Origin of the sequence: Paenibacillus taichungensis (assembly GCF_050994985.1) — a bacterium.
GTDB classification, from domain to species: Bacteria; Bacillota; Bacilli; order Paenibacillales; family Paenibacillaceae; genus Paenibacillus; species Paenibacillus taichungensis.
Genome location: NZ_CP194720.1, coordinates 2068832 through 2088381, shown reverse-complemented (window position 1 = coordinate 2088381; position 19550 = coordinate 2068832). Strand labels below are relative to the sequence as shown.

Sequence of the window (19550 nt, the reverse complement as noted above, 5' to 3'; positions counted from 1 at the left end):
GCATTATACCTCTTCTTCTTCGGCCTGACTAGGCGGAGCCATCAGACCTTTGACGGCACCCATAAATGGATGGATAGATTTGATCATGCCGTAGCCCATTTTCATGACAGGCATGAATTGCTGGATCATGCCAAACAGCCGCATGCCGCCGCCAAGTATACCTCCAGCCGAAGCCGCACCACCAAGCCCGCCAAACAGCGAACCCATCATCGGTAGAAAGGACGAAACCTGCGCACGTGACACTGCGCGCGAGCGGGTAGACGGCTTGCGTGTACCATGTACCCGTTTCCGATTCGGAGAACGACCGTTTTTGCTGCGTGAAGCGACCTTTCTATTGGTACGCTGGGAACTGTCCCCTGTGGTCGCCGTGCGCGATATTTTTCCTCCCCCGGTAAGCACCACGCCTCCGTTATTCACGTCAGAAATGTAACCGATGTACGTTTCACCATTATGAAGAGTCACGCAGACGGGACGGGCCTTATACCGCTTTGCCTTTAGGCGTATTTCGTTGGTTTTAGCCATGGATTTTCACCTCGCTCTACTGAATCTACTTCAGTTTACGCGAGAAGTGGACTACTTGCCTGTGCGAATGAGACATACGTGCGGTATTCGCTATAGGTCAATTCATCAATTTAAATGATCCCAATGGAAATATAACTACATATCTCACGGAGCCTACCACCAACAAAACGCAAAGAGCTAAGCAGGACATATGCCGCTTAGCTCCTTGGTCTCTTTAAATTATAACTCTACTTATTCAGCAAGGCATTGGCCTTCTTCGCCGCTTCAGCTACAGCGTCCTCTGCTGAAACGGAAGAATCCACAACCGCACGCAGAATCTCATTCTTGATCATCTCTCCAATCTCTGGATAAACCTTCTGCATTGGACGTGGACCCGCATATTCCAGTTGGTCTACCGCCACCTTGAACAGCGGCTTTTCCTCATAAAGCTTCTTCATTTCATCGCTCTCCACTGCACTGATTCGGCTAGGCAAATAGCCCGTGAAGGAGCTTGCATAAATCGTTTGTTCTTTGGAGGTCATCCACTTGATAAACTTCCACGCCGCTTCCTGTTTTTCGGGCGACAGGCCAGAAGTCATAACCAAATTGGCACCGCCTGTCGGCACTCCATACGTATCATTTGCAGGCATAAATGTCGTTCCGAGTTCAAAGCCTTGCTCTTCTGCAACCTTCATATTATTGGTCAGATCCGCAGTTGAGGAGAACAGCATCGCTGAACGCTGATTGTGGAAATCCGTTTTGGCTTGCGTACCTGCATCATCGGTCGTACCGATGCTCATAATGCCTTCATCCTTCATCTTAAGCCACAGCTTCACAGGTTCAATGCCGGTTTCATTATCGAATGCCGCACTTTTTCCGTCCTCGCTGATCATCGTGCCTCCACTCTGTCTCACAAAAGCTTCATAAAGCCAAATATCGACAGGCATCGAGATGCCGTAGCGCTGATCCTTAATCGTTAGCTTGCGTGCATAATCTTCAAACTCTGTCCAATTCTTAGGTCCAGCAGGATCAAGGCCCGCCTCCTTCAGCATCGTACGATTAAAGTACAGGATCGGGGTACTGCGTAAATAAGGAAGAGCATACAGTTTATCATTCACATAGGAATTCCCCATGAGCCCTTGAATAAAATCTTCCATATCCAGCTGATCCTTCTCCACAAAAGAAGTCAACTCCTGCGTCATGCCTGATTCCGCAAACACACCCACTGAAGCAATTTCATTTTGCCATACTTCGGGGGCATTGCCCGCTGCAAAAGCAGCTTGTGCCTTAGAATGCTGATCTGCATACGTCCCTTGATATTCCGCCTTCACGATCACTTCATCTTGGGATTCATTAAACATCTTTACCAAGTTCTCATTGTTCTCAGCGATCTTGTCTCCCCAAGAGTACCAATATGTAATCTCTATTGGTTTGTTGGCCGTATCATTGGAATTGCTCCCGGAAGCAGCTCCGGTTGAACCATCAGAATTAGAAGCACCACAAGCAGTCATCGTAAGAGCAAGCGTTGCCGCTAACAAAACAGATCCAAATTTTTTCATGAATAAACCCTCCTGTTAATCTGATTATTTAACACCCGAATAGACAAATGCTTTAATAATTTGACGTTGTCCAAATAAGAAAACAATAAGAATCGGAACGACCAAAATCATGTTTCCAGCCATCAAAATATGCCAGGCAGCTCCTCCGTCAACCTCGCGCAGCTTAGAAATCCCGATCGGAAGCGTTCTTGCTGCATCGGAGGTTGTCATCACGAGCGGCCAGAAATAATCATTCCAGTGTGCAATGAAGCTGAACAATGCAAATGTTACTAACGTAGGACGCGCCATTGGTACCATAATCTTAAGAATGATCTTCCATTCCGGCGCCTGGTCAAGTCGCGCCGCTTCAATAAGCTCTTCCTGTACTTGCTTGAAGGACTGCCTGAGCATGAATATGCCAAAGGCGCTGGAAGAGAAGGGCAAAATGAGTGCCAGCAAATTGTTAATGAGTCCCCACTTGCTCATCAACAAATACACAGGTAGGAAAATGAGCTGACCAGGAATCATCAAGGTCACCATCGTTATCCCGAATAATAGCTTGTCTCCTTTGAAGGAGTATCTTGCAAAAGCATAGGCTGCCAATATTATTGTCGTGAATTGAAGAACGAGTATGCTGACCGATACAACAACGCTGTTCATTAGATATTTCAAAAAAGGCCCCGATTCCCACGCCGCTTGAAAATTGCTCCACATCACCTTGGATGGAATCCACTTGGGTGGAAAAATCACCGTCTCCGGGTAAGACTTCAAAGATGTTGAAATCATCCATAGAAAAGGGATAGCAAAAATCGCAACCAATGCTATTGTGGCAGTAATATTGAACGTACGCAGCAATGACTTCCTTGCCATAAAATTCCCCTTCTCCTCTCTATTGGTAGTGAACCTTGCGGCTCAGCAATTTGAAGTAGACTAGCGTAAGCAGACCAACGACAACGAGCAGTATAACTCCTGCTGCCGATGCATAACCGATCTTGAAGTAGCGGAATCCATACTCGTAGATGTAAAAGACGAGCGTATTGGTTGAATTGATCGGACCCCCGTTGGTCATAATGGCAATAGTCTCAAACACCTGGAATGAACTGATCAGATTGATGATTATTAAGAAAAATAGTGTCGGCGAAAGCATGGGAAGCGTAATTTTGTAGAATTTGCGCCACCAATTGGCCTCGTCCAGAGCTGAAGCTTCATACACATCCCTGGGAATGCTTTGGAGGCCTGCGATGAAGATGAGGGCGTTATAGCCTACGCCTTTCCAGACCGATACAAGCACAAGCGACAGCAATGAACTGTCTGGACTACTCAGCCATGCCAGCTTAGGCAAGCCAACCATATCAAGCAAACCGTTAAGCAAACCGAATTTGGGATCCATCAGCCACATCCACACCAGGGATACCGATACAAGTGAAACAATATGCGGACTGAAAAGTGCCCCCTGAACAAACCCGTACCATGCCCCTTCCCGATTCAGCCAGATCGCAAGCAAAAGCGAGATCACAATGGATAAGGATACGGAAAGAAGCGTATAGTTCAAGGAATTGCTTAACACCTGAAGAAATGCACTATCCTTAAATAATTCAACAAAGTTGTTGAAGCCCACGAACTCCTTGACCGGATTAATAAAATCCCAGTTGTAAAAGCTTAAGAAGATCATATAGAAGATCGGATAAAGGAAAAAAATAGAGAATATTGTGATGGAGGGTGCCACCAACACATAGGGACGGAGCTTGGACCAGACGGTCATGAATATCCTCCTCCCAGGACAATCAGCTCTCCCGCTTCGGCCAGCTCATGCTGACGAGCACGTTCACCCTTCCGATCAAAATAGTACAGGTCCTGCATAGACACGTTGATGTTTACCTCAAAGGCTGACTCCAACGGTTTCAAGAAGCTCTTCACGGCGATAAGTCCAAGCGCGGAATCCAGTTGATAGATGATCTCTGCTCCCAGTGTCTCGCGTGTCATGATATGAGCCGAGAACTGAATATGCCCGGTCTGCGGTCTGTTCTCAAGCGTCATCGTTGCTTTCTCTGGTCGAAAGCCAATATGGCCAATATCATCATGAAGCTGTCCATTCAACAAAGGCAGGATACGTTCACGATCTATCACATTCATCGGCGGTGTACCGATAAACTGCGCTGTGAAAACATTATCCGGATCATTGTAGATTTTCATTGGACTGTCTGCTTGTTGAATACGCCCTTTATTCATGATGACGATGCGATCTCCCATCGACATGGCCTCAACCTGATCATGAGTTACAAAAACAAAGGTTGCGCCCAGCCGTTTGTGAAGCTGAATCAGTTCCGTGCGCATCTGATGGCGTAGCTTGGCATCCAGATTCGACAATGGCTCGTCCATCAGGAAGACTGCGGGACTTTTAACCATGGCCCGAGCCAAGGCAACCCGCTGACGTTGACCTCCGGACAGAGCCTGCGGCTTCTTATGCAAATACTCTGCCAGGCCGACGACCTCAGTGATCTCCTTTATAAGACGCTCACGTTCGGGCCGAGGCACCTTGCGATTTACTAATCCGAATTCAATATTCTCCTTGACTGTCATCATTGGATACAATGCATAGTTTTGAAATACCATCGCCACATTACGCTTGCCTGGCTCTACTCCATTGACACGATGGTCCCCAATCCAAATTTCACCGCCTGTTTCTTTCTCAAGTCCTGCGATCATCCGGAGTGTCGTCGATTTTCCACAGCCAGACGGACCGACCAATACAGTAAAGGAACCATCCTTAATGGTCAGATCGAGACCTTCGATGACTTTATCCTGCTTGAAGCTTTTTTCGATCTGCTTTAACACAATTTGAGCCACGACATTCCCTCCTTTTTCTTCACATTATTGTGCGGCCAATGTTATTCGAACGGATAAGATAAGGTCGCTTTCTTCACCCACTGCATTAGCGACAGGTCCAAAGCCCGGCGTATCATGATAAAAGCTCTGAATATCATTCATGAGATCAGCATCCAGCATTCGTTGGTGAGCAACGACTACTTCGCCCTCATGAACTTCAATAACGCGGTATGCTGGTACATCGAGACAAGCTGCAGTTTGTACATAATGCCATTCTTCTTGCTTAACGATGGAGTTCATGTGGTTATGCCCGCAAAAATAGATGCCTCCACCTGGCCGACTATTGAATATACCCCTCAGTTCATTCTGCGGACGGATGTAAAGCTTATCTAGTGTTGAGCGCGCAGTTGTATCGAATACCGGATGATGCCCGAAGACGAGCACTTGCTTTTCATGTGAATTGGCAAGTTGGCCTTTAATCCATGTCAGCTGCTCTTCGTCCAGCTCTCCCCCCCAATCCTCTCGATTCATTTCCTGGGTAGTATCCAGAAAAATCAGCCTGACGTGAGGTGTATCAATAGCCCGGTAGCGCTCCTGTCCTGATAGCGTGTAAATTTCATGCTTTGGCAGTGAATACGTATCATGATTACCCAGCACATGAATGAATTTCCGTTCACTTTTTGTAAGCATGGAGAAAATGGATCGAAGTTCCTCAGCTGTCCCTTCATGCGTTAAATCACCAATTGAGATATGATAGTCCGCATCCTCCTTCAGAAAAGCCTTGAGCATATGCTCGTATGCCCGGAATCTTGCAGCCCTCATTTCTTCCGTCCCGTGACTCATGCATGAATAATGAAGATCACCAAGTAATGCCAGACGCATAAACGCCACCTCCATCTTTATTTTGGATACCTAGCGGTTCAAGCCTTCTCCACCTGCAACACATTTGAAGGCTTTGGATGGGCCTGCTGCTCCATGATGAATTCGCTGAATGAAGGCCATATATAATCCGGAACGATATCTGTCTTTCCGATATCCTCTCTTGAAGAGATCCCCGTAAGCACGAGCGCAGTCTTCATTCCATTTTGCTGTCCAAATAAAATATCTGTTTCGAGCCTGTCACCTATCATGAGGCATCTGCTGCGATCCACGTCCAATAGCTGAAGCGCCTTCTCTGCATAATAGCGGGAAGGCTTGCCAATCACGACCGATGCTTTCTGCTGGCTGGCCGCCTCAATCGAACTTAGAATGGCTCCGGTATCCGGAATGATATCCCCTTGAACGGGACAACAGCTGTCCGGATTAGTTGCGAGCAGAGCCGCTCCGTGGCGCACTGCTTTTGCCGCCAGATGGAGCTTATCATAGTTAAATTTCCGATCCATTCCGACTAATACATGTGTTGATTGATATGGATCCTCGGTAATGGCTATCCCAAGTGCCCGAAGTTCCCTCCGTAAAGCCACCTCACCTACAACTAGCACCTTGGCGTCCGGCGCATGCTCTGCAAAATACATCCCAGAAAGGTAACCTGCAGTCAGAATTTCATCAGGCTGGCACGAAATGCCCAAACTCAACAGCCGTTGGTAGCAATCTTCCTTGGTATGAACGGGAGTATTGGTAAGGAACAACAGGCGCTTGCCTCGTGAACGCAAGTTGTTTATAAAGCTATTCACGCCAGGGAGTCTCATCTGGCCAATATAGATGGTCCCGTCTAGATCAAAGCAATAAGCATCGTAAGCATATACATCTTCCATGACATTACTCCTGCCCGCTCACAGTGAGCTGGACAACTCCAATACATCTATGAAGCTTTCCAGTTCGTCAGTGCAGACCCATACGGACGGATACTCCTGAAATTTTTTCATGATGGAAGTCTCGTTGACTGTCCACGCCATCAATTGGATTCCTAATTCTTTGCATTGATGAATGTAATGCTCGGTCACAAAAGCATGATGTATGGACAAGAACGTCGCACCCATTTCTAATGACCAGTCCAGAATAGCTTTCGAACAGCCGAAAGTAATGAGGCCAATGCGTACATCGCCAGATCGTTCCCTGATCATCTCCAGGGCATCGAAATCAAAAGACGTAATTACCACCTGATCCAGCATGCTCAATTCCTCGATAACTTCAAGTACCCTTTCCTCCAGATGAGGGTAATAGCTTCCCATCTGCTTGAGCTCAATGTTAAGTTGAATCTTACCCTTCAAAGCACGCAGTACCTCTTCAAGGGTTGGAATATGTTCACCTTGCCTGATTTCTAAAGATTGCAGCTCCGAAGCAGTATAATCAGCCACTCTGCCTGTTCCATTTGTCATGCGGTCAAGCGTATGGTCATGAATCACCACTGGAATTCCATCCTTGCTGAGATGAACATCTAGTTCGAGATGTGTGAATCCAAGCTCTACCGCCTTTAAAAAGGAAGACATCGTATTTTCAGGATACTTACTTGGATAACCGCGATGCGCAACTGCTTGAATGATCATGTTCTGTTACCTCCTGTTATATATTTTTGGACAACACAAAAAACCCAGCAGCAAATCACCCTCCTTCAACATCAAGGTTGTATTGATTTACTTACCACCGGGTTTTCTCGTCGTCTCCACCCAAGGATAAATGTATGAAATTAATTAATTCCAGAACTTCTCATGGCCTACTGAAACAAAATCTGCCCCGCTCTTTAATGCTTGTTGTATTTCTTCCTCATACCGGATAAGGCCACCCACAATCAAAGGCTGCGAGATGCGTTCTTTCAGTTCTTGTATAACTCGAGGCATTAACCCCGGCATCAGTTCAACCTCATCAGGCTTATAGCTCATAATCATACGAACCGCAGTCGTAATTGCTGCTGTATCAATGGCGAATATGCGCTGAATGCTTAATATGCCCGCTTGCTTGGCCGCAGAAACTGCGTTGCTCTTTGTCGTCACGATCCCGTCGATTTTGAACACATCTGCAAGATATTGAATTGCTGAGGCATCTCGTCCAATCCCGGATACCATCTCGGTATGCACATAAGCTTTTTTGCCACTTTGATGCAAACTCTCTATGATTGAACCCAGATTGGTAATGTTGCCTGTCATCAGAATAACTCGCTGCACATCGCTTGCTATCGCTTGTGAAATTTGTTCATCTGTCGTGATGGAAGCTATGATCGGATAATTCTTCATGTGTGAGTCCTCGTTCCTTTGTTTGTCATCTTAAATGTTAAAGCTAAAGTATTCGTTATGTATCATTGTGATGTAAACGGGTTGTTAATTTTCACCTTTGCCAAATAGAGAAAGTACTGATCCTGTTTTCCATCAAAAAAAAAGAAAAGCGCTCCCTATAAAGGAGCACTTCAGCTTTTTGGAACTCGTCTAAATCTTCGCCTTTTCCTCTTCCGCCATCGACCGGATGTAGAAAGCACCCAGCACCGAGCAGAGCAGGAATGAGAAGAAAGCAATCGCTGCGGCTTGTTCACGCTCCTGAAAAACGCTGAATACCTGCTGCATGGAGACACCAAGCATCTGCGGAGAGTTGGCTCCGATCAGATAGGGCGCAGTGAACGAGCCGATGACCCCCATGAAGACAAAGGTCAGGGCAACAAGAAATGTCTTATATGACAGAGGGAAAATAAACCGGGTAAACAGCGTCAGCCTGCCTACACCCACGTCCTTTGCACTCTCAATGATCGATGAAGGAATACCCGACAGCGCGGAACTGAGTAGCATCGTCGTAAATGGAATGTTGAACCACAGGTTGGCGATGATGATTCCTTTCTCGTCAAAGATGATGCGTGGCAGCGTAATCCCGACCACCTCAAGCATACGGGCGAGCCAGCCATGATTGCCAAGCAAATTGATCAGACCGTAAGTTGCAATAACACCAGGGATGAACAGCGGGATCATGTACGTTTTACGAATCAGATTGACGATCGGCCCCTGGTTGAAGCGCATATAGATCGCCAGGGTGTAGCTGATCAAGATCACGGCAACGCACGTAATGGCAGTCACCCGAAGCGTAAATACGATATTGCTGCGCATCCCCTTATCAGTGAACAGATACGTATAGCGGCTCAGATCATATCCGCCCGAGCCGTTGCTCAGGCTCATGATGAAGGATTGAACAATCGGGATAATGACGACGATCAACAGAATGGCGAAGGAGGGGAGCATCATCGCCAGGCCTGTGATCGACTGTCTGGCTTCTTTACTCATTTCGCAGCAACGTCGCTCTGCCAGCGTTTGTTAATCTCCGTGCCCAGATCCCCGACGTTGAACGTGCGGAAGCCTTCGGCCACACCGTCGAACTTATTCTGCATTTCCTGTGACATATTGGAGAGCTCAATGCCCGGGAAACCATTCATTTTGTCAACGATCACTTCCTGCGCTTCAGGGGACAGGACAAAGTTCAGGAATTCATTGATCGCTTCCTTTTTGTCCGACTCCTGGTTGACCATCAGGTACGTTGGTCCGCCGTTGAAACCCGGCGTGATCTGCTGCATCTTAATTGTATCCGGCAACAAACCTTCGTTCAGCTGCTGCAACACCATGTCGGACCAGGCCGGAATTAAAGACACTTCCCCATTCATCAACAGATCCAGCGTGCCCTGGTTTTTCTTCGGATAGATGCCCTGCCCGTAGACATAAGGTCCGATTTCTTTGAGCGTGTCGAAACCACCGTCCCACTTCTCCATGATCGCCGGATCAGAGTTGTGGATGTCTTCTTCCGGCAGGTCCTTGTAGACAATCGTCTGCACGAACGAGCTGCCGGAACCACCCGTTGACGGATCATTGTAGGCGAACTGCTCAGGATTGGCTTTGATCCACTGCAACAGCTCGTCCAGCGTAGTTGGCGGATTGGAGATTTTGCTGCTGTCATAGGCCAGAACCACGGCGGACGAACGATACGGAACTGCGAAGTTGTCCACATCCTTCATCGTGTCCGTGTTAACTTTGCTCAGGTTAGGAATGTCCTTCTCGTTCAGCTGCTCCCAAACACCATCCTTGGTGCCCTGCGCGACGGAGGTGATTCCGTCCTCGTACAGGTCAATGTCTCCTGAGCCCTTACCCGCTTTCTTGGCAGCCACGATCCGGTCGTAGGTCGGCTCAGCGCCAGTACCGGACGGGATATAGACCAGATTCACGTCGATATCCGGATGCTGTTTCTCAAACATTGGCTCCAGCGAATCCCACAGATCCTTGACGTTCTGAGAGCCCGTAAAGTAGAAGTTAAATTTCACCTGATCGCTCGATGCAGCAGCGCTCCCCCCGGTGGTGGTTGTACTTTTTATCTCACTTCCGTTTCCACACCCGGCCAGCAATGACACTGATAATCCCACAACAGTCAACAATGATAAAAATGGCTTTTTCATACGCATATCATTCATCCTCCTCAGTTCGATTCATCGACCGGGAATCCGGTCATTTTCGAGATCGAGACGCCGACGTCTTTTCCTACCTGCAGCTGCTCAACGAATTCCTTGTTCAGAAAAGCACGTATAATGCCGAATTCCACCAATTCCACGGTAACTTCGGCGTAATGTCCAAGAATCATGACCTGCTTGACCTTACCCGCCAAAGCGCCTTCTCCCATCGTAGTACTGCTCACCTGTACGTCTTCTGGTCGGACCGCAGCCGTCACCTGTCCATTTAATCCCTTCTCGTTCGGCAGGCGAAGATGTCCAATCCGGATGCTCTCCCCTTCCGCCACCCCCTTAAGGAAATTCATTTTGCCTATAAAACCGGCGACATATAATGAAGCGGGCTCATCGTAAATCTGCTGCGGATGAGCAATCTGCTCGATGCGCCCGTGATTCATGACGATAATACGGTCGGACAACGACAGTGCTTCTTCCTGATCATGCGTGACAAAGACCATTGTCAGCCCGGTCTTCATTTGGATCTCACGCAGCTCCTCACGCATTTCGTGCCGCAACTTGGCGTCCAGCGCAGAGAAAGGCTCGTCCAACAGCAGTACTGCCGGATTCAGTAGCAGAGACCGCGCAAGCGCAACCCGCTGCTGCTGTCCACCCGAAAGCTCTGCCGGATATTTCTTCTCGAAACCCGACAGTCGGACCAGTTTGAGCGCATCCTCGACCGCTGTGCGGATCTCTTCCTTCGGCATTTTGCGGATCTTCAGGCCGAAGGCCAGATTGTCATATACCGACATATGCGACCACAGGTTATAGCTCTGGAACACCATCGAGGTCGGCCGTTTCTCCGGTGGCAGTTGAATGACACTCTTGCCCTCGATCAGGATGTCACCGGAGTCCGGTTCGAGAAACCCGCCGATGCTTCGGAGTACAGTAGTTTTCCCGCACCCGGAGGGACCAAGAAGGGTGACCAGCTCGCCTTTTTTGATATCGATGTTGATGCCGCTGACCCCGTCACCCGTTTTGTAGCGTTTGGCTAACTCTCGTACAGACAACTGCATACTTCTGCCTCCCTTTGCTTCGGTATATCGACCGAAACATTTTTATTTCATTTGAAAACCGCTCGCCAGCACGTCCGCGCTCACCAGCCGCTGGGCTGCCACCAGCAGAATAATAGTCGGCAGCGTCAGGATGATCGAGAATACGGCTCCCTCGCTGCTCGGAAAGTCGGAAATAATGGAGTACATGACGATTGGCATTGTTTTGTAATCGGGAATACCGACCAGGAACGTGCCCTGTGCTTCGTCTAGTGAATTGAGGAACGTGAAGATCGAAGCGACCATGATGCCGGGCATCGCCATTGGCAGGGTGATGCTGCGGAACACTTTGAACGGGCTTGCCCCAACGTCCCGCGCCGATTCTTCCTGCGCCCGGTGAACGTTGCGAAAGGCGGAGGTCGGAATCCAGGTCATGAACATCAACACATTGATCATATGGATCAGCACAACGCCGAGCAGCGTATTCATCAGTCCAATCCGGTAGAAAAGAACTGCGATGGAAACATACAACCCCATTTTCGGAAAAGCGTGCGTCAGCAGGAACGAGAACAGGAACATCCGCTTCAGCGGAAACTGGAGTCTTGCGAAGGCATACGCTGCTGGGATGCAGACGACGATGGACAGCAGGGTCACCAGAGTAGCAATAAGGAACGACAGTGAGATCGACGAGACAATATCGTCCTTTGCCAGTACGAACTCCCACCATTTGAAGCCCCATACTTGGGGCAGAATATCCGGATAATTCCACTTTTCACTAAAGGCAAGCACTAGCAGGTTGACCAGCGGACCTGCGAAAAAAATGGCGAACACGGTCAGCAACACAAATTCGATTATTCTTCTCGGACCTACGTGTTTCCAGTACCAAGACATGTTCCGTCCTCCCTTCCATTCGTCGATTGACGAACAATTACTTCGCTTTCGTATTCAATCAGGCGCGGTACGCTCCCCTCGCCGCTAATCAGGCGATCCAGAATGTATACCGCGTCTCGGCCAATACCAGATGCATCCACGCTGACGGTAGTCAGCGATGGATGGTACATGCCGGCCACTTCGGTATTGTCGTAGCCCATAACGGATACTTCCTCCGGAACGCGGACTCCGCGCTCCATCAGCACCTTCATCGCTCCCAGTGCAAGCATGTCATTTGTACTGAACAGAGCGCTGTATCGTCCCTCCCGGAACGCCACATAATGCTCCTCCATCAACTTCCGACCGGAGTCGAAGCTCGATTCCGATGACTCGACAATGGTAAATCCGTCCTGTTCAGAACTAACGCCGAGGGATTCCAGCCGTTTTCGGAAGCCCTCCAATCGCAGCGAGTGGCTCCGATGTTCGCCCGGTCCGGCGATGATAAAGAATTTGCGGTGTCCACAGTCATATAAGTGCTGTGCCGCCCGTTCTCCACCGGCTTCATCGTTGCTCACGAGATGCACGACGTCCGGATCTTCCGTCGATCCATTCACCATCAGATAAGGGATATTGAAGTTTTTGACGTAATCGATGACGTTCTTCTGCAGCCGACTGACCAGGATGAGTCCATCCACCCGCTGTTCCAGCATATAATCGGTGGAGCGCAGCGACATCTCCCTATCGGTCTTCAGAAAAATTGAGTAGCCCATCTCTTCAGCAGACATCAGTATCTCGTCTATGATTCTGCCATACAGCGTGTGAGACACGATCGGAAGTCGGTCACGGAAAACGATGACTCCGATGTTGTACGTGCGCTTGGCAACCATCGCCCGGGCGACGGCGCTCGGCTTGTAGCGAAGCTGCTCGACCGCCTTGAGAACGCGATCCCGGACTTCAGGACTTGCATATCCATTCCCGGAGATAACCCGAGAAGCAGTCGATTTCGATACACCAGCCAGTTGGGCCAGCTCCCGCAAACTATGATTCAGCTTATTGTCCAATCCCTATTCTCCTTTGCAAAATCCGTCTCTTCCCGGACGGCAATCAGCTTCGCCGGATCACGGGTTGTTATCGAGTCGACGCCCAACTGTGCAAGTCGCCGCATATCGTCCGCCTCCGAAACCGTCCAGACGTAGATAGCCAGATCGCTCCGCTGCACAGCTTCCATAAGTTCTGGTTGAACGACCTGATACGGCATGTTAATCCCAAAGCAGCCGGCTTCGCGAGCATTTTCACACGCCTGCAACACTGCCTCGCCGTAACTCAGACTCCCGAAGCTTTGCTTGTTCACATTAAGAAGCCTGCGTATGCTTGGAGCGTAACGACTTGCTTTAACCGCTGACCCGTAATCGCAGCCACTGAGAAACACCCTCTCCGCCATACCCATCCGATTCACCAGAGTGGAGACCGGCTCCAGAGCGCTATCTGTTTTGATATCAAGATTCATCATTTTGCCGGCTGCGCGTATCTGCTCAAGCACATCCTGAAGCGTCGTAATTGGCGCTAGTCTAGCGGTATTCAACTCCTTCAGTGTCATTTCTGCAAGACTGCCGCAGCTTCCATCTGCCAAAGTGATGTCGTCATCGTGGGCGAGCACCGGCACGCCGTCCTGAGTCGAACGGATATCGTCTTCGTAAATATCTACGCCAAGTGTTAGGGCTGCCTGAAGTGACTCGAAAGAATGATCGGGATGGCCCATGCAGCCAGTATGGGCCGTGATCAGCGGGAATTTGTTCATCGCGGGTATCCTCCTTCTTCGAAATAGATCGCGTTGGTAAAGGCGATCAGTACATGGACGCCTCGTACAGTTCCCCACAGCTCGGCGCGAATCCACCTGCGGGGGACATCTGAAGTGGATTCCTTCAGTTGGGCTTCAAATTGCATCATCTGTTCGTCCGACGAAGACGGAACTTCAAGATTAAACTCCTCGCCCAGATTGGAACACAACTTCAATCTGTAAACCTGCTTAGGTAGCGACCACAGTCCGGCACGGGCCGAGAAGTCCAGCATCAAGTTCGCCCGGATCGGCTCCTCTGCAGCTTCCCTTCTCTCGACTACCGTTGGAACGGTAGAGCCAATTGCATAGAATGCACCTCCAGCTTCCAGCGTCAGGGTCAGCAGAGGACCTATCGTTACGGACGCACGCCCTTCCCGCAGCGCTTGGATAAGCGTTTCTTCATGGAGCCAAAGAGCTGTCGAGTCCCCGTTCCCCGTCACTGCTTCGTCCTCGATGCCGAGGTAAGTAACAGAGATCGGATCGTCTGTCTCGCCCTGCGCATGCCAGTCCCTGCCTGAAGTGGCTGCAATCCGATATCCTTCATTCAGCTTGTGAGTCCACAGATCAAAAGCACGCCGATTGTTCGTCTGAATGGAAGGGAACGTGCCGGACCAGACTTCGATGTAATCTACAGCGGACCAGTTCCCAATCTCGTATTCCCAGAAGCAACCGGTACAGGCCGGACTGCCGATTCGGAAGGGATGAGCAAGCCCAGCGATTCCACCGAGGCGATGCACATTCTGTATTCCCTCATCGATTCCATCCCGATTCGCTTGACGCCAGTCGGCAAAAGCGCTCAGTCCTATTGTCACCATATGGCCGTAAAAAGTTGTCCACTCCATACCGGGGATGATTCGTAGTCCGTACCTCTGCTCGATTTCCGCTTTGCCGCTCAAGCCGGACATCGTGTTGTGATCGGTCAGTGCGATGGCATCGAAGCCCAGATTGGCTGCTCCCGCTGCCAGTTCTCCCAGTGTCTGACTGCCATCGCTGTGCAGCGTATGTGTATGTAGTTCACAGGCGAACCACTTCATATCGAGTCCTCCTCTGTCGTCCAGACTTCCAGCCGATAAGCGCATGTATCCGTCACGATACAATGCAGGCTTAATGTGACGCTCCAGGGCCCCGGAACCAGCTCGCCCGCCATAAGGCCGGGAGAAGCTTCTCGATCCGATACGTATAGATCCTGCACCTCGTCTTGGCGGTGGCACGCCCCTCGGTATCCCCGCGCATCGTCCAGCGAGAGTGTGATCAGATTTTTCAGGGGGAGATGCTGGTCAGCATTGGCAATTGCGTATTCCCGATTTTCCGGCAAAATGTATAGATCGTAGCTGTCCTTGAGCAGCCGTAGCGCCTTCTCCCGATTCTCGAGCGTCTTCGGCGTATATTGTAAACGCAGGTTCAGCTTCACGCAGCCCTCATCCAATTCAAAAGGAATGCGGATATGTGTTTTGGAATCCTCCGGAGATGCGTATCCTTGTAGATCCAGCAGCTTCATTGCGCCGCACCACCTTTCATTAATCCGTTATCTTCATGACTTACGTTATGAACGTTTTGCTTAATGTGGGACCGTTCCCACATCTAATACTTATGTTACGCGGAAAAAATCAGATCCGTATCTGCATCGTGTTAATATTCTGTAAATGCAAAAAAGACCGAGCTTCTATTAAAAGAAGACCGGTCTTTTTATCTTTTTATCGCTAGATTGTTTTCGGACTGCATGCGAGTGGCAGCACATAAATTTTCTCTTGAATGGATTCTTAAAATCGATTAATTGAAAATGGAGAAATATTATGTTCCGTTTTCCCTGATATAATCAAATCACTTAAAATCTGTCCAACTACACTACTGAATTTAAAGCCATGTCCTGAGAAACCTGATGCAATGGCAACGTTAGGATAGTTAGGATGTGTATCGATAATGAAATCTTCGTCAGGAGTCATTGTATACATACACGTTTTACCGAACTTCAATTCTTGTGCAAAGGGCATATAGTGTTGTAAAAATTGTTTTAAATCTGTCGTGTCTTCCTCTAGTTCACCAAATCCCAGGATGGCTTCATCTGGATCGATTGTATCTCCTCCATCATGTCGGCCTAATTTTAATCCGGAACCATCGATGCTTGGGAAACCATAATAATGCCCGTGAGATGTTTCAAACGAAAAGGCTGGAAACTCCTTATGATCATATAAATCATCTTTAGTATCAAACCAGGCAAATGTTTTTCTAATAGGATTAAGAGGAAGATTTAGATCCAACATGGAAAGGAGACTTCCTGACCAGGCCCCTGCTGAAACTACTAACGCATTAGCACTAAAAGTATGATCTTCGGTCTTGATGGTAACTCTTTTATCATCATGAACCATGATTTCTATTACTTTACTATTGGTTATGATGGTAGCTCCGTTTTGCTCTGCGAGTTCTCGATATGCTTCAATGCATTCCTCACATTTCAGCACTCCTGAGGTTGGTTCGTAGCAACCAATGTAATTGTTCGGTAAATTGATGCCAGGCCAGCGCTTATTTACTTCAATGGAATCTAAAATCTCCAGTGGCAATGAATAGGTTTTTGAGCTTGAAATAATATTTTGGATAAAATCTGTTTTCTCATAACCCACGTTTATAACCCCGGTAGGGAGAAATAATTGTTTTCCCGACACTTTCTCTAAGTCATTCCATAATTCTTGAGCCTTGAGCGCTAACGGAACATAATTTTCACCTTCACCATACGCATGTCGAATAATTCTTGTCTCTCCGTGATGACTGCCTTTGTTATGGGGCGGGTTAAAGGAATCGATTAATACTGTACTCTTCCCACTCTTGGATAAAAAATAACCCGCCGCCATCCCCATTGATCCTGCTCCTATTACAATTACGTCATAATGCATTGCAAGTTGCCTCCTTGTAAGAAATCCCCATGTAACTTAAGTATTAAGTATGGCTAGTATTCTTCTATATTACTAATGATATTAACACTTAACAATTGCGCTATCCTGGACATGATACCCAAGTCATAATAAAAAAACCGCATAACAACGCGGTTTTCTTAGTTTCGTAAATTTACTATTACTGAGCCGTTAAAATCAGCGGTCCATTCGACGTGATTGCGATCGTATGCTCATATTGTGCCGACAACTTGCCGTCGGCCGTTCTCGCCGTCCACTGATCGTCGTCGATCGTGATACGGAACGTTCCTTCGTTGATCATCGGTTCAATCGTAAACACCATGCCTTCTTTTAATCGAATGCCTTTGCCGGCTACGCCGATATGCTCATAGGTCGGTTCCTCATGCAGGCTCCGCCCGATCCCGTGTGCCAACAGATCACGTACCACCGAGTACCCATGCGCTTCCGCATGCTTTTGAATCGCCGAGGTTATGTCGCCGAGCCGGCCTCCGGGTATAGCCCGAGCAATTCCCAGATCCAAGCATTCCTTTGTCACCTTCATTAATTTTTGCACTTCCGGCCGAATATTGCCTACCGCATAGCTCACACACGAATCGCCGAACCATCCCCCGTATTCCACGACGATGTCGAGTTTTAGCAAGTCTCCGTCCATGATTACCCGTTTCGAAGGAATGCCGTGGGCCACCACATCGTTGATCGAAATGCAAGTTTCGGCGGGGAAACCATTATAGCCTTTCGTAAACTGCTTGCCACCCAGCTTAGTGATGTGTCTGGCAACAAAATCATTGATTTCTAGCGTGGTAATGCCGGGCTCGATTAGTTTGGTCACCTCGCGGTAGCAGTCCGCAACGATTTGGCTCGCCGGCTTCATTTCTTCAATTTCCTTAGGTGATTTTATAATGATCATCTTGTGTTTATTCACTCCTTAGGCATCCTATAATTTTAAGAACCGGACGATATCCCTTGCCTCTTCGTACAGCTTTTCGCGACGCATCGATAGCGAGGCGCAGCCAACCAAGGCAGCCAGCAGCATTTCCGCGCGCTGCAGCCGATAGGGCTGCTCCGCCACATTTCCGCCGGAAGCGGCATCCTCGTCCGCCGCATGCTCGGTGTCCATAAGCGCAGCAAACGGAGCGAGCACCTCATCCTGAAAAGCAGCCGTGAGCTTGGTCGAGCGTGCTTCAGGTAGCGAGGTAAAGCCCTCAAGAGCCAGCTTATACAGCAGGTATAGGGCGTGGTCCTCCGCCCAGAGCTGCAGCAACCGCACGCTGGCCGCCGCGACGGGGCCAAGTTCTGCGGAAGCGGTCGTTTCGTGGCTTCCGCTTTGGAAATCCGCGACAGCTAAGTTCCTAGTATCTACCGCAGAAGCAAAGGCGAGGGGCCTATTCGCTGGCTCCTCCCCCGAAGTCGAAGTGTGCGGGGCTACTGGTGCTCCCCCGACCCGCTCCAATGCGTCCCACAGCAGATCATGGAGCAAATCGCCTTTATTGCTGTAATAATGGTATACCGTGCCATATCCGAGTCCCGCCTCAATGGCCACATCTCTGATTTCGAGTAAAGACCCTTTATTCAAAAACACATCGGCAGCGGCTTTACGGATTTGCGCCAGACGCCGCAGCCGGATCTCTTCGTTTTGTTCTTTCGTGCGTGGAGTCATCTCGTCGGCTCACCTCTTTTGTTTTTGACCTACTCTTATGTCAATATAAAACATTAGCTTGCAAATAACAAGAATTAGCTGGAGGATTACGGAAAAACAGACATACTAAGCGGGTGCCCCGGCCTAATATGTCTGTTACTTAACAAGTATATAGCTTTACCACAACATAATGACAAAGCATTCTAACACTTAGTTCTTGTCCTTCCAAATTAACTCGCCCCATTTCACTCCTTGATTAGCCGTTGAATGTTACTCTAACCAAAATACATTTGGATACCATTGTTTTGAAGATGTGGATTACCAAGCGTACACACCTTGCTCATTCAAGAATTCGCCGTTATGATGTTTGCCATCTGTCGCATAACCCACGATAATCGCAGCAGCTGCCTCTTTTGATTTACCGCCTTCAGCATTTCCGTTAAGATCTGTTGATGTGAATCCAGGCGTTACAGCAAATACTTGAGCCCTGCTGCTTTTAAGTTCATAAGCCATCGAAACAGTCATAGCATTGTTGGCCGTTTTGGATGAGTTATAATCGAAAGCATTTAAAGCAAATCCAGCATTTTGCATATGATCCAGAGAAGCCATGTCGGTCGATACATTAACGATTGTGCCTTCATTATTTTTGATTAACGGGAACAAACGCTGGTTCAGACGAAAGGTTCCAAAAAAGTTGACTTCAAAAGCGTTCCTCAGATTCTCCTCTTTGGTATCCGTAAATGAACCCGAGAAAGCACCCGGCATACCCGCATTATTGATCAAAAGTGTTAAGTCCGGATAATCCTTAGTAATTGTAGTAGCTGCCCGTTCGATACTTTTCAAGTCACTCATGTCGATTTGCACAAATTCTATGTCTAACCCCTCGGAAGTTAACTCGGAAACAGCCGCTTCGCCCCGTTCAGCGCTACGTGAACCAAGGAGGACTTTCCAGCCGGCTTGACCTAATTGCTTAACAATTTCGAATCCGATACCTTTATTTGCTCCAGTTACAAAAGCGGTCTTCTTCATGTGAATCCTCTTTT

21 protein-coding genes are annotated in these 19550 nt (G+C 48.5%); all 21 read right to left on the bottom strand.

The window, feature by feature from the left end:
• Positions 1-3 precede the first annotated feature (3 nt).
• Entirely contained in the window at positions 4-522 is a 519-nt protein-coding gene (locus ACR1R9_RS09670; RefSeq protein WP_433921217.1) for a hypothetical protein, read from the bottom strand.
• Between the two features lie 227 nt (positions 523-749).
• Positions 750-2060, bottom strand: a complete 1311-nt coding sequence (locus ACR1R9_RS09665) for an ABC transporter substrate-binding protein (RefSeq protein WP_433921218.1) — start codon at positions 2058-2060, stop codon at positions 750-752.
• 24 nt (positions 2061-2084) lie between these two features.
• Positions 2085-2909: a carbohydrate ABC transporter permease gene (locus tag ACR1R9_RS09660; RefSeq protein WP_175382234.1), complete on the bottom strand. Its 825-nt coding sequence runs from the start codon at positions 2907-2909 to the stop codon at positions 2085-2087.
• A 19-nt stretch (positions 2910-2928) separates the two neighbouring features.
• Positions 2929-3801, bottom strand: a complete 873-nt coding sequence (locus ACR1R9_RS09655; RefSeq protein ID WP_076289313.1) for a carbohydrate ABC transporter permease — start codon at positions 3799-3801, stop codon at positions 2929-2931.
• The gene (locus ACR1R9_RS09650; protein WP_433921219.1) at positions 3798-4886 is read right to left on the bottom strand and encodes an ABC transporter ATP-binding protein; all 1089 of its coding nucleotides are present in this window, start codon (positions 4884-4886) and stop codon (positions 3798-3800) included. The genes ACR1R9_RS09655 and ACR1R9_RS09650 overlap by 4 nt, the downstream gene beginning before the upstream one ends.
• Positions 4887-4910: 24 nt before the next feature.
• Positions 4911-5747 carry a metallophosphoesterase family protein gene (locus ACR1R9_RS09645; protein WP_433921220.1) on the bottom strand — a complete coding sequence of 279 codons (837 nt, stop codon included), beginning with the start codon at positions 5745-5747 and terminating at the stop codon, positions 4911-4913.
• 38 nt (positions 5748-5785) lie between these two features.
• Positions 5786-6619, bottom strand: a complete 834-nt coding sequence (locus ACR1R9_RS09640) for an HAD-IIA family hydrolase (RefSeq protein WP_326067701.1) — start codon at positions 6617-6619, stop codon at positions 5786-5788.
• Between the two features lie 18 nt (positions 6620-6637).
• Positions 6638-7351, bottom strand: a complete 714-nt coding sequence (locus ACR1R9_RS09635) for a glycerophosphodiester phosphodiesterase (protein WP_433921221.1) — start codon at positions 7349-7351, stop codon at positions 6638-6640.
• Positions 7352-7495: 144 nt separating this feature from the next.
• The gene (locus tag ACR1R9_RS09630) at positions 7496-8035 is read right to left on the bottom strand and encodes a glycerol-3-phosphate responsive antiterminator (RefSeq protein ID WP_099856012.1); all 540 of its coding nucleotides are present in this window, start codon (positions 8033-8035) and stop codon (positions 7496-7498) included.
• A 189-nt stretch (positions 8036-8224) separates the two neighbouring features.
• Positions 8225-9064: an ABC transporter permease gene (locus ACR1R9_RS09625; RefSeq protein WP_433921222.1), complete on the bottom strand. Its 840-nt coding sequence runs from the start codon at positions 9062-9064 to the stop codon at positions 8225-8227.
• A complete protein-coding gene (locus ACR1R9_RS09620) occupies positions 9061-10227 on the bottom strand; it encodes an extracellular solute-binding protein (RefSeq protein WP_433921223.1) in 1167 nt (388 codons plus the stop codon). The genes ACR1R9_RS09625 and ACR1R9_RS09620 overlap by 4 nt, the downstream gene beginning before the upstream one ends.
• 14 nt (positions 10228-10241) lie before the next feature.
• Complete coding sequence (locus tag ACR1R9_RS09615) at positions 10242-11282, bottom strand: ABC transporter ATP-binding protein (RefSeq protein WP_099856016.1); 1041 nt, start codon at positions 11280-11282, stop codon at positions 10242-10244.
• A 42-nt stretch (positions 11283-11324) separates the two neighbouring features.
• On the bottom strand, positions 11325-12149 hold the full coding sequence (locus tag ACR1R9_RS09610) for an ABC transporter permease (RefSeq protein ID WP_433921224.1): 825 nt from the start codon (positions 12147-12149) through the stop codon (positions 11325-11327).
• Complete coding sequence (locus ACR1R9_RS09605) at positions 12125-13189, bottom strand: substrate-binding domain-containing protein (protein ID WP_083678901.1); 1065 nt, start codon at positions 13187-13189, stop codon at positions 12125-12127. Before ACR1R9_RS09605 ends, ACR1R9_RS09610 begins: the two co-directional genes overlap by 25 nt.
• Positions 13174-13926, bottom strand: a complete 753-nt coding sequence (locus ACR1R9_RS09600; protein ID WP_076289303.1) for a glycerophosphodiester phosphodiesterase — start codon at positions 13924-13926, stop codon at positions 13174-13176. The genes ACR1R9_RS09605 and ACR1R9_RS09600 overlap by 16 nt, the downstream gene beginning before the upstream one ends.
• Positions 13923-14999, bottom strand: a complete 1077-nt coding sequence (locus ACR1R9_RS09595; protein WP_433921227.1) for a CehA/McbA family metallohydrolase — start codon at positions 14997-14999, stop codon at positions 13923-13925. The genes ACR1R9_RS09600 and ACR1R9_RS09595 overlap by 4 nt, the downstream gene beginning before the upstream one ends.
• Positions 14996-15463 carry a hypothetical protein gene (locus tag ACR1R9_RS09590; protein WP_076289301.1) on the bottom strand — a complete coding sequence of 156 codons (468 nt, stop codon included), beginning with the start codon at positions 15461-15463 and terminating at the stop codon, positions 14996-14998. Before ACR1R9_RS09590 ends, ACR1R9_RS09595 begins: the two co-directional genes overlap by 4 nt.
• A 262-nt stretch (positions 15464-15725) precedes the next feature.
• Positions 15726-16853: an N-methyl-L-tryptophan oxidase gene (solA, locus tag ACR1R9_RS09585; RefSeq protein WP_076289300.1), complete on the bottom strand. Its 1128-nt coding sequence runs from the start codon at positions 16851-16853 to the stop codon at positions 15726-15728.
• Positions 16854-17031: 178 nt separating this feature from the next.
• Positions 17032-17778 carry a type I methionyl aminopeptidase gene (map, locus tag ACR1R9_RS09580; protein ID WP_076289299.1) on the bottom strand — a complete coding sequence of 249 codons (747 nt, stop codon included), beginning with the start codon at positions 17776-17778 and terminating at the stop codon, positions 17032-17034.
• A gap of 27 nt (positions 17779-17805) precedes the next feature.
• Complete coding sequence (locus ACR1R9_RS09575; RefSeq protein WP_175382242.1) at positions 17806-18528, bottom strand: TetR/AcrR family transcriptional regulator; 723 nt, start codon at positions 18526-18528, stop codon at positions 17806-17808.
• Between the two features lie 297 nt (positions 18529-18825).
• Complete coding sequence (locus ACR1R9_RS09570) at positions 18826-19536, bottom strand: SDR family NAD(P)-dependent oxidoreductase (RefSeq protein WP_433921228.1); 711 nt, start codon at positions 19534-19536, stop codon at positions 18826-18828.
• Positions 19537-19550: the final 14 nt, after the last annotated feature.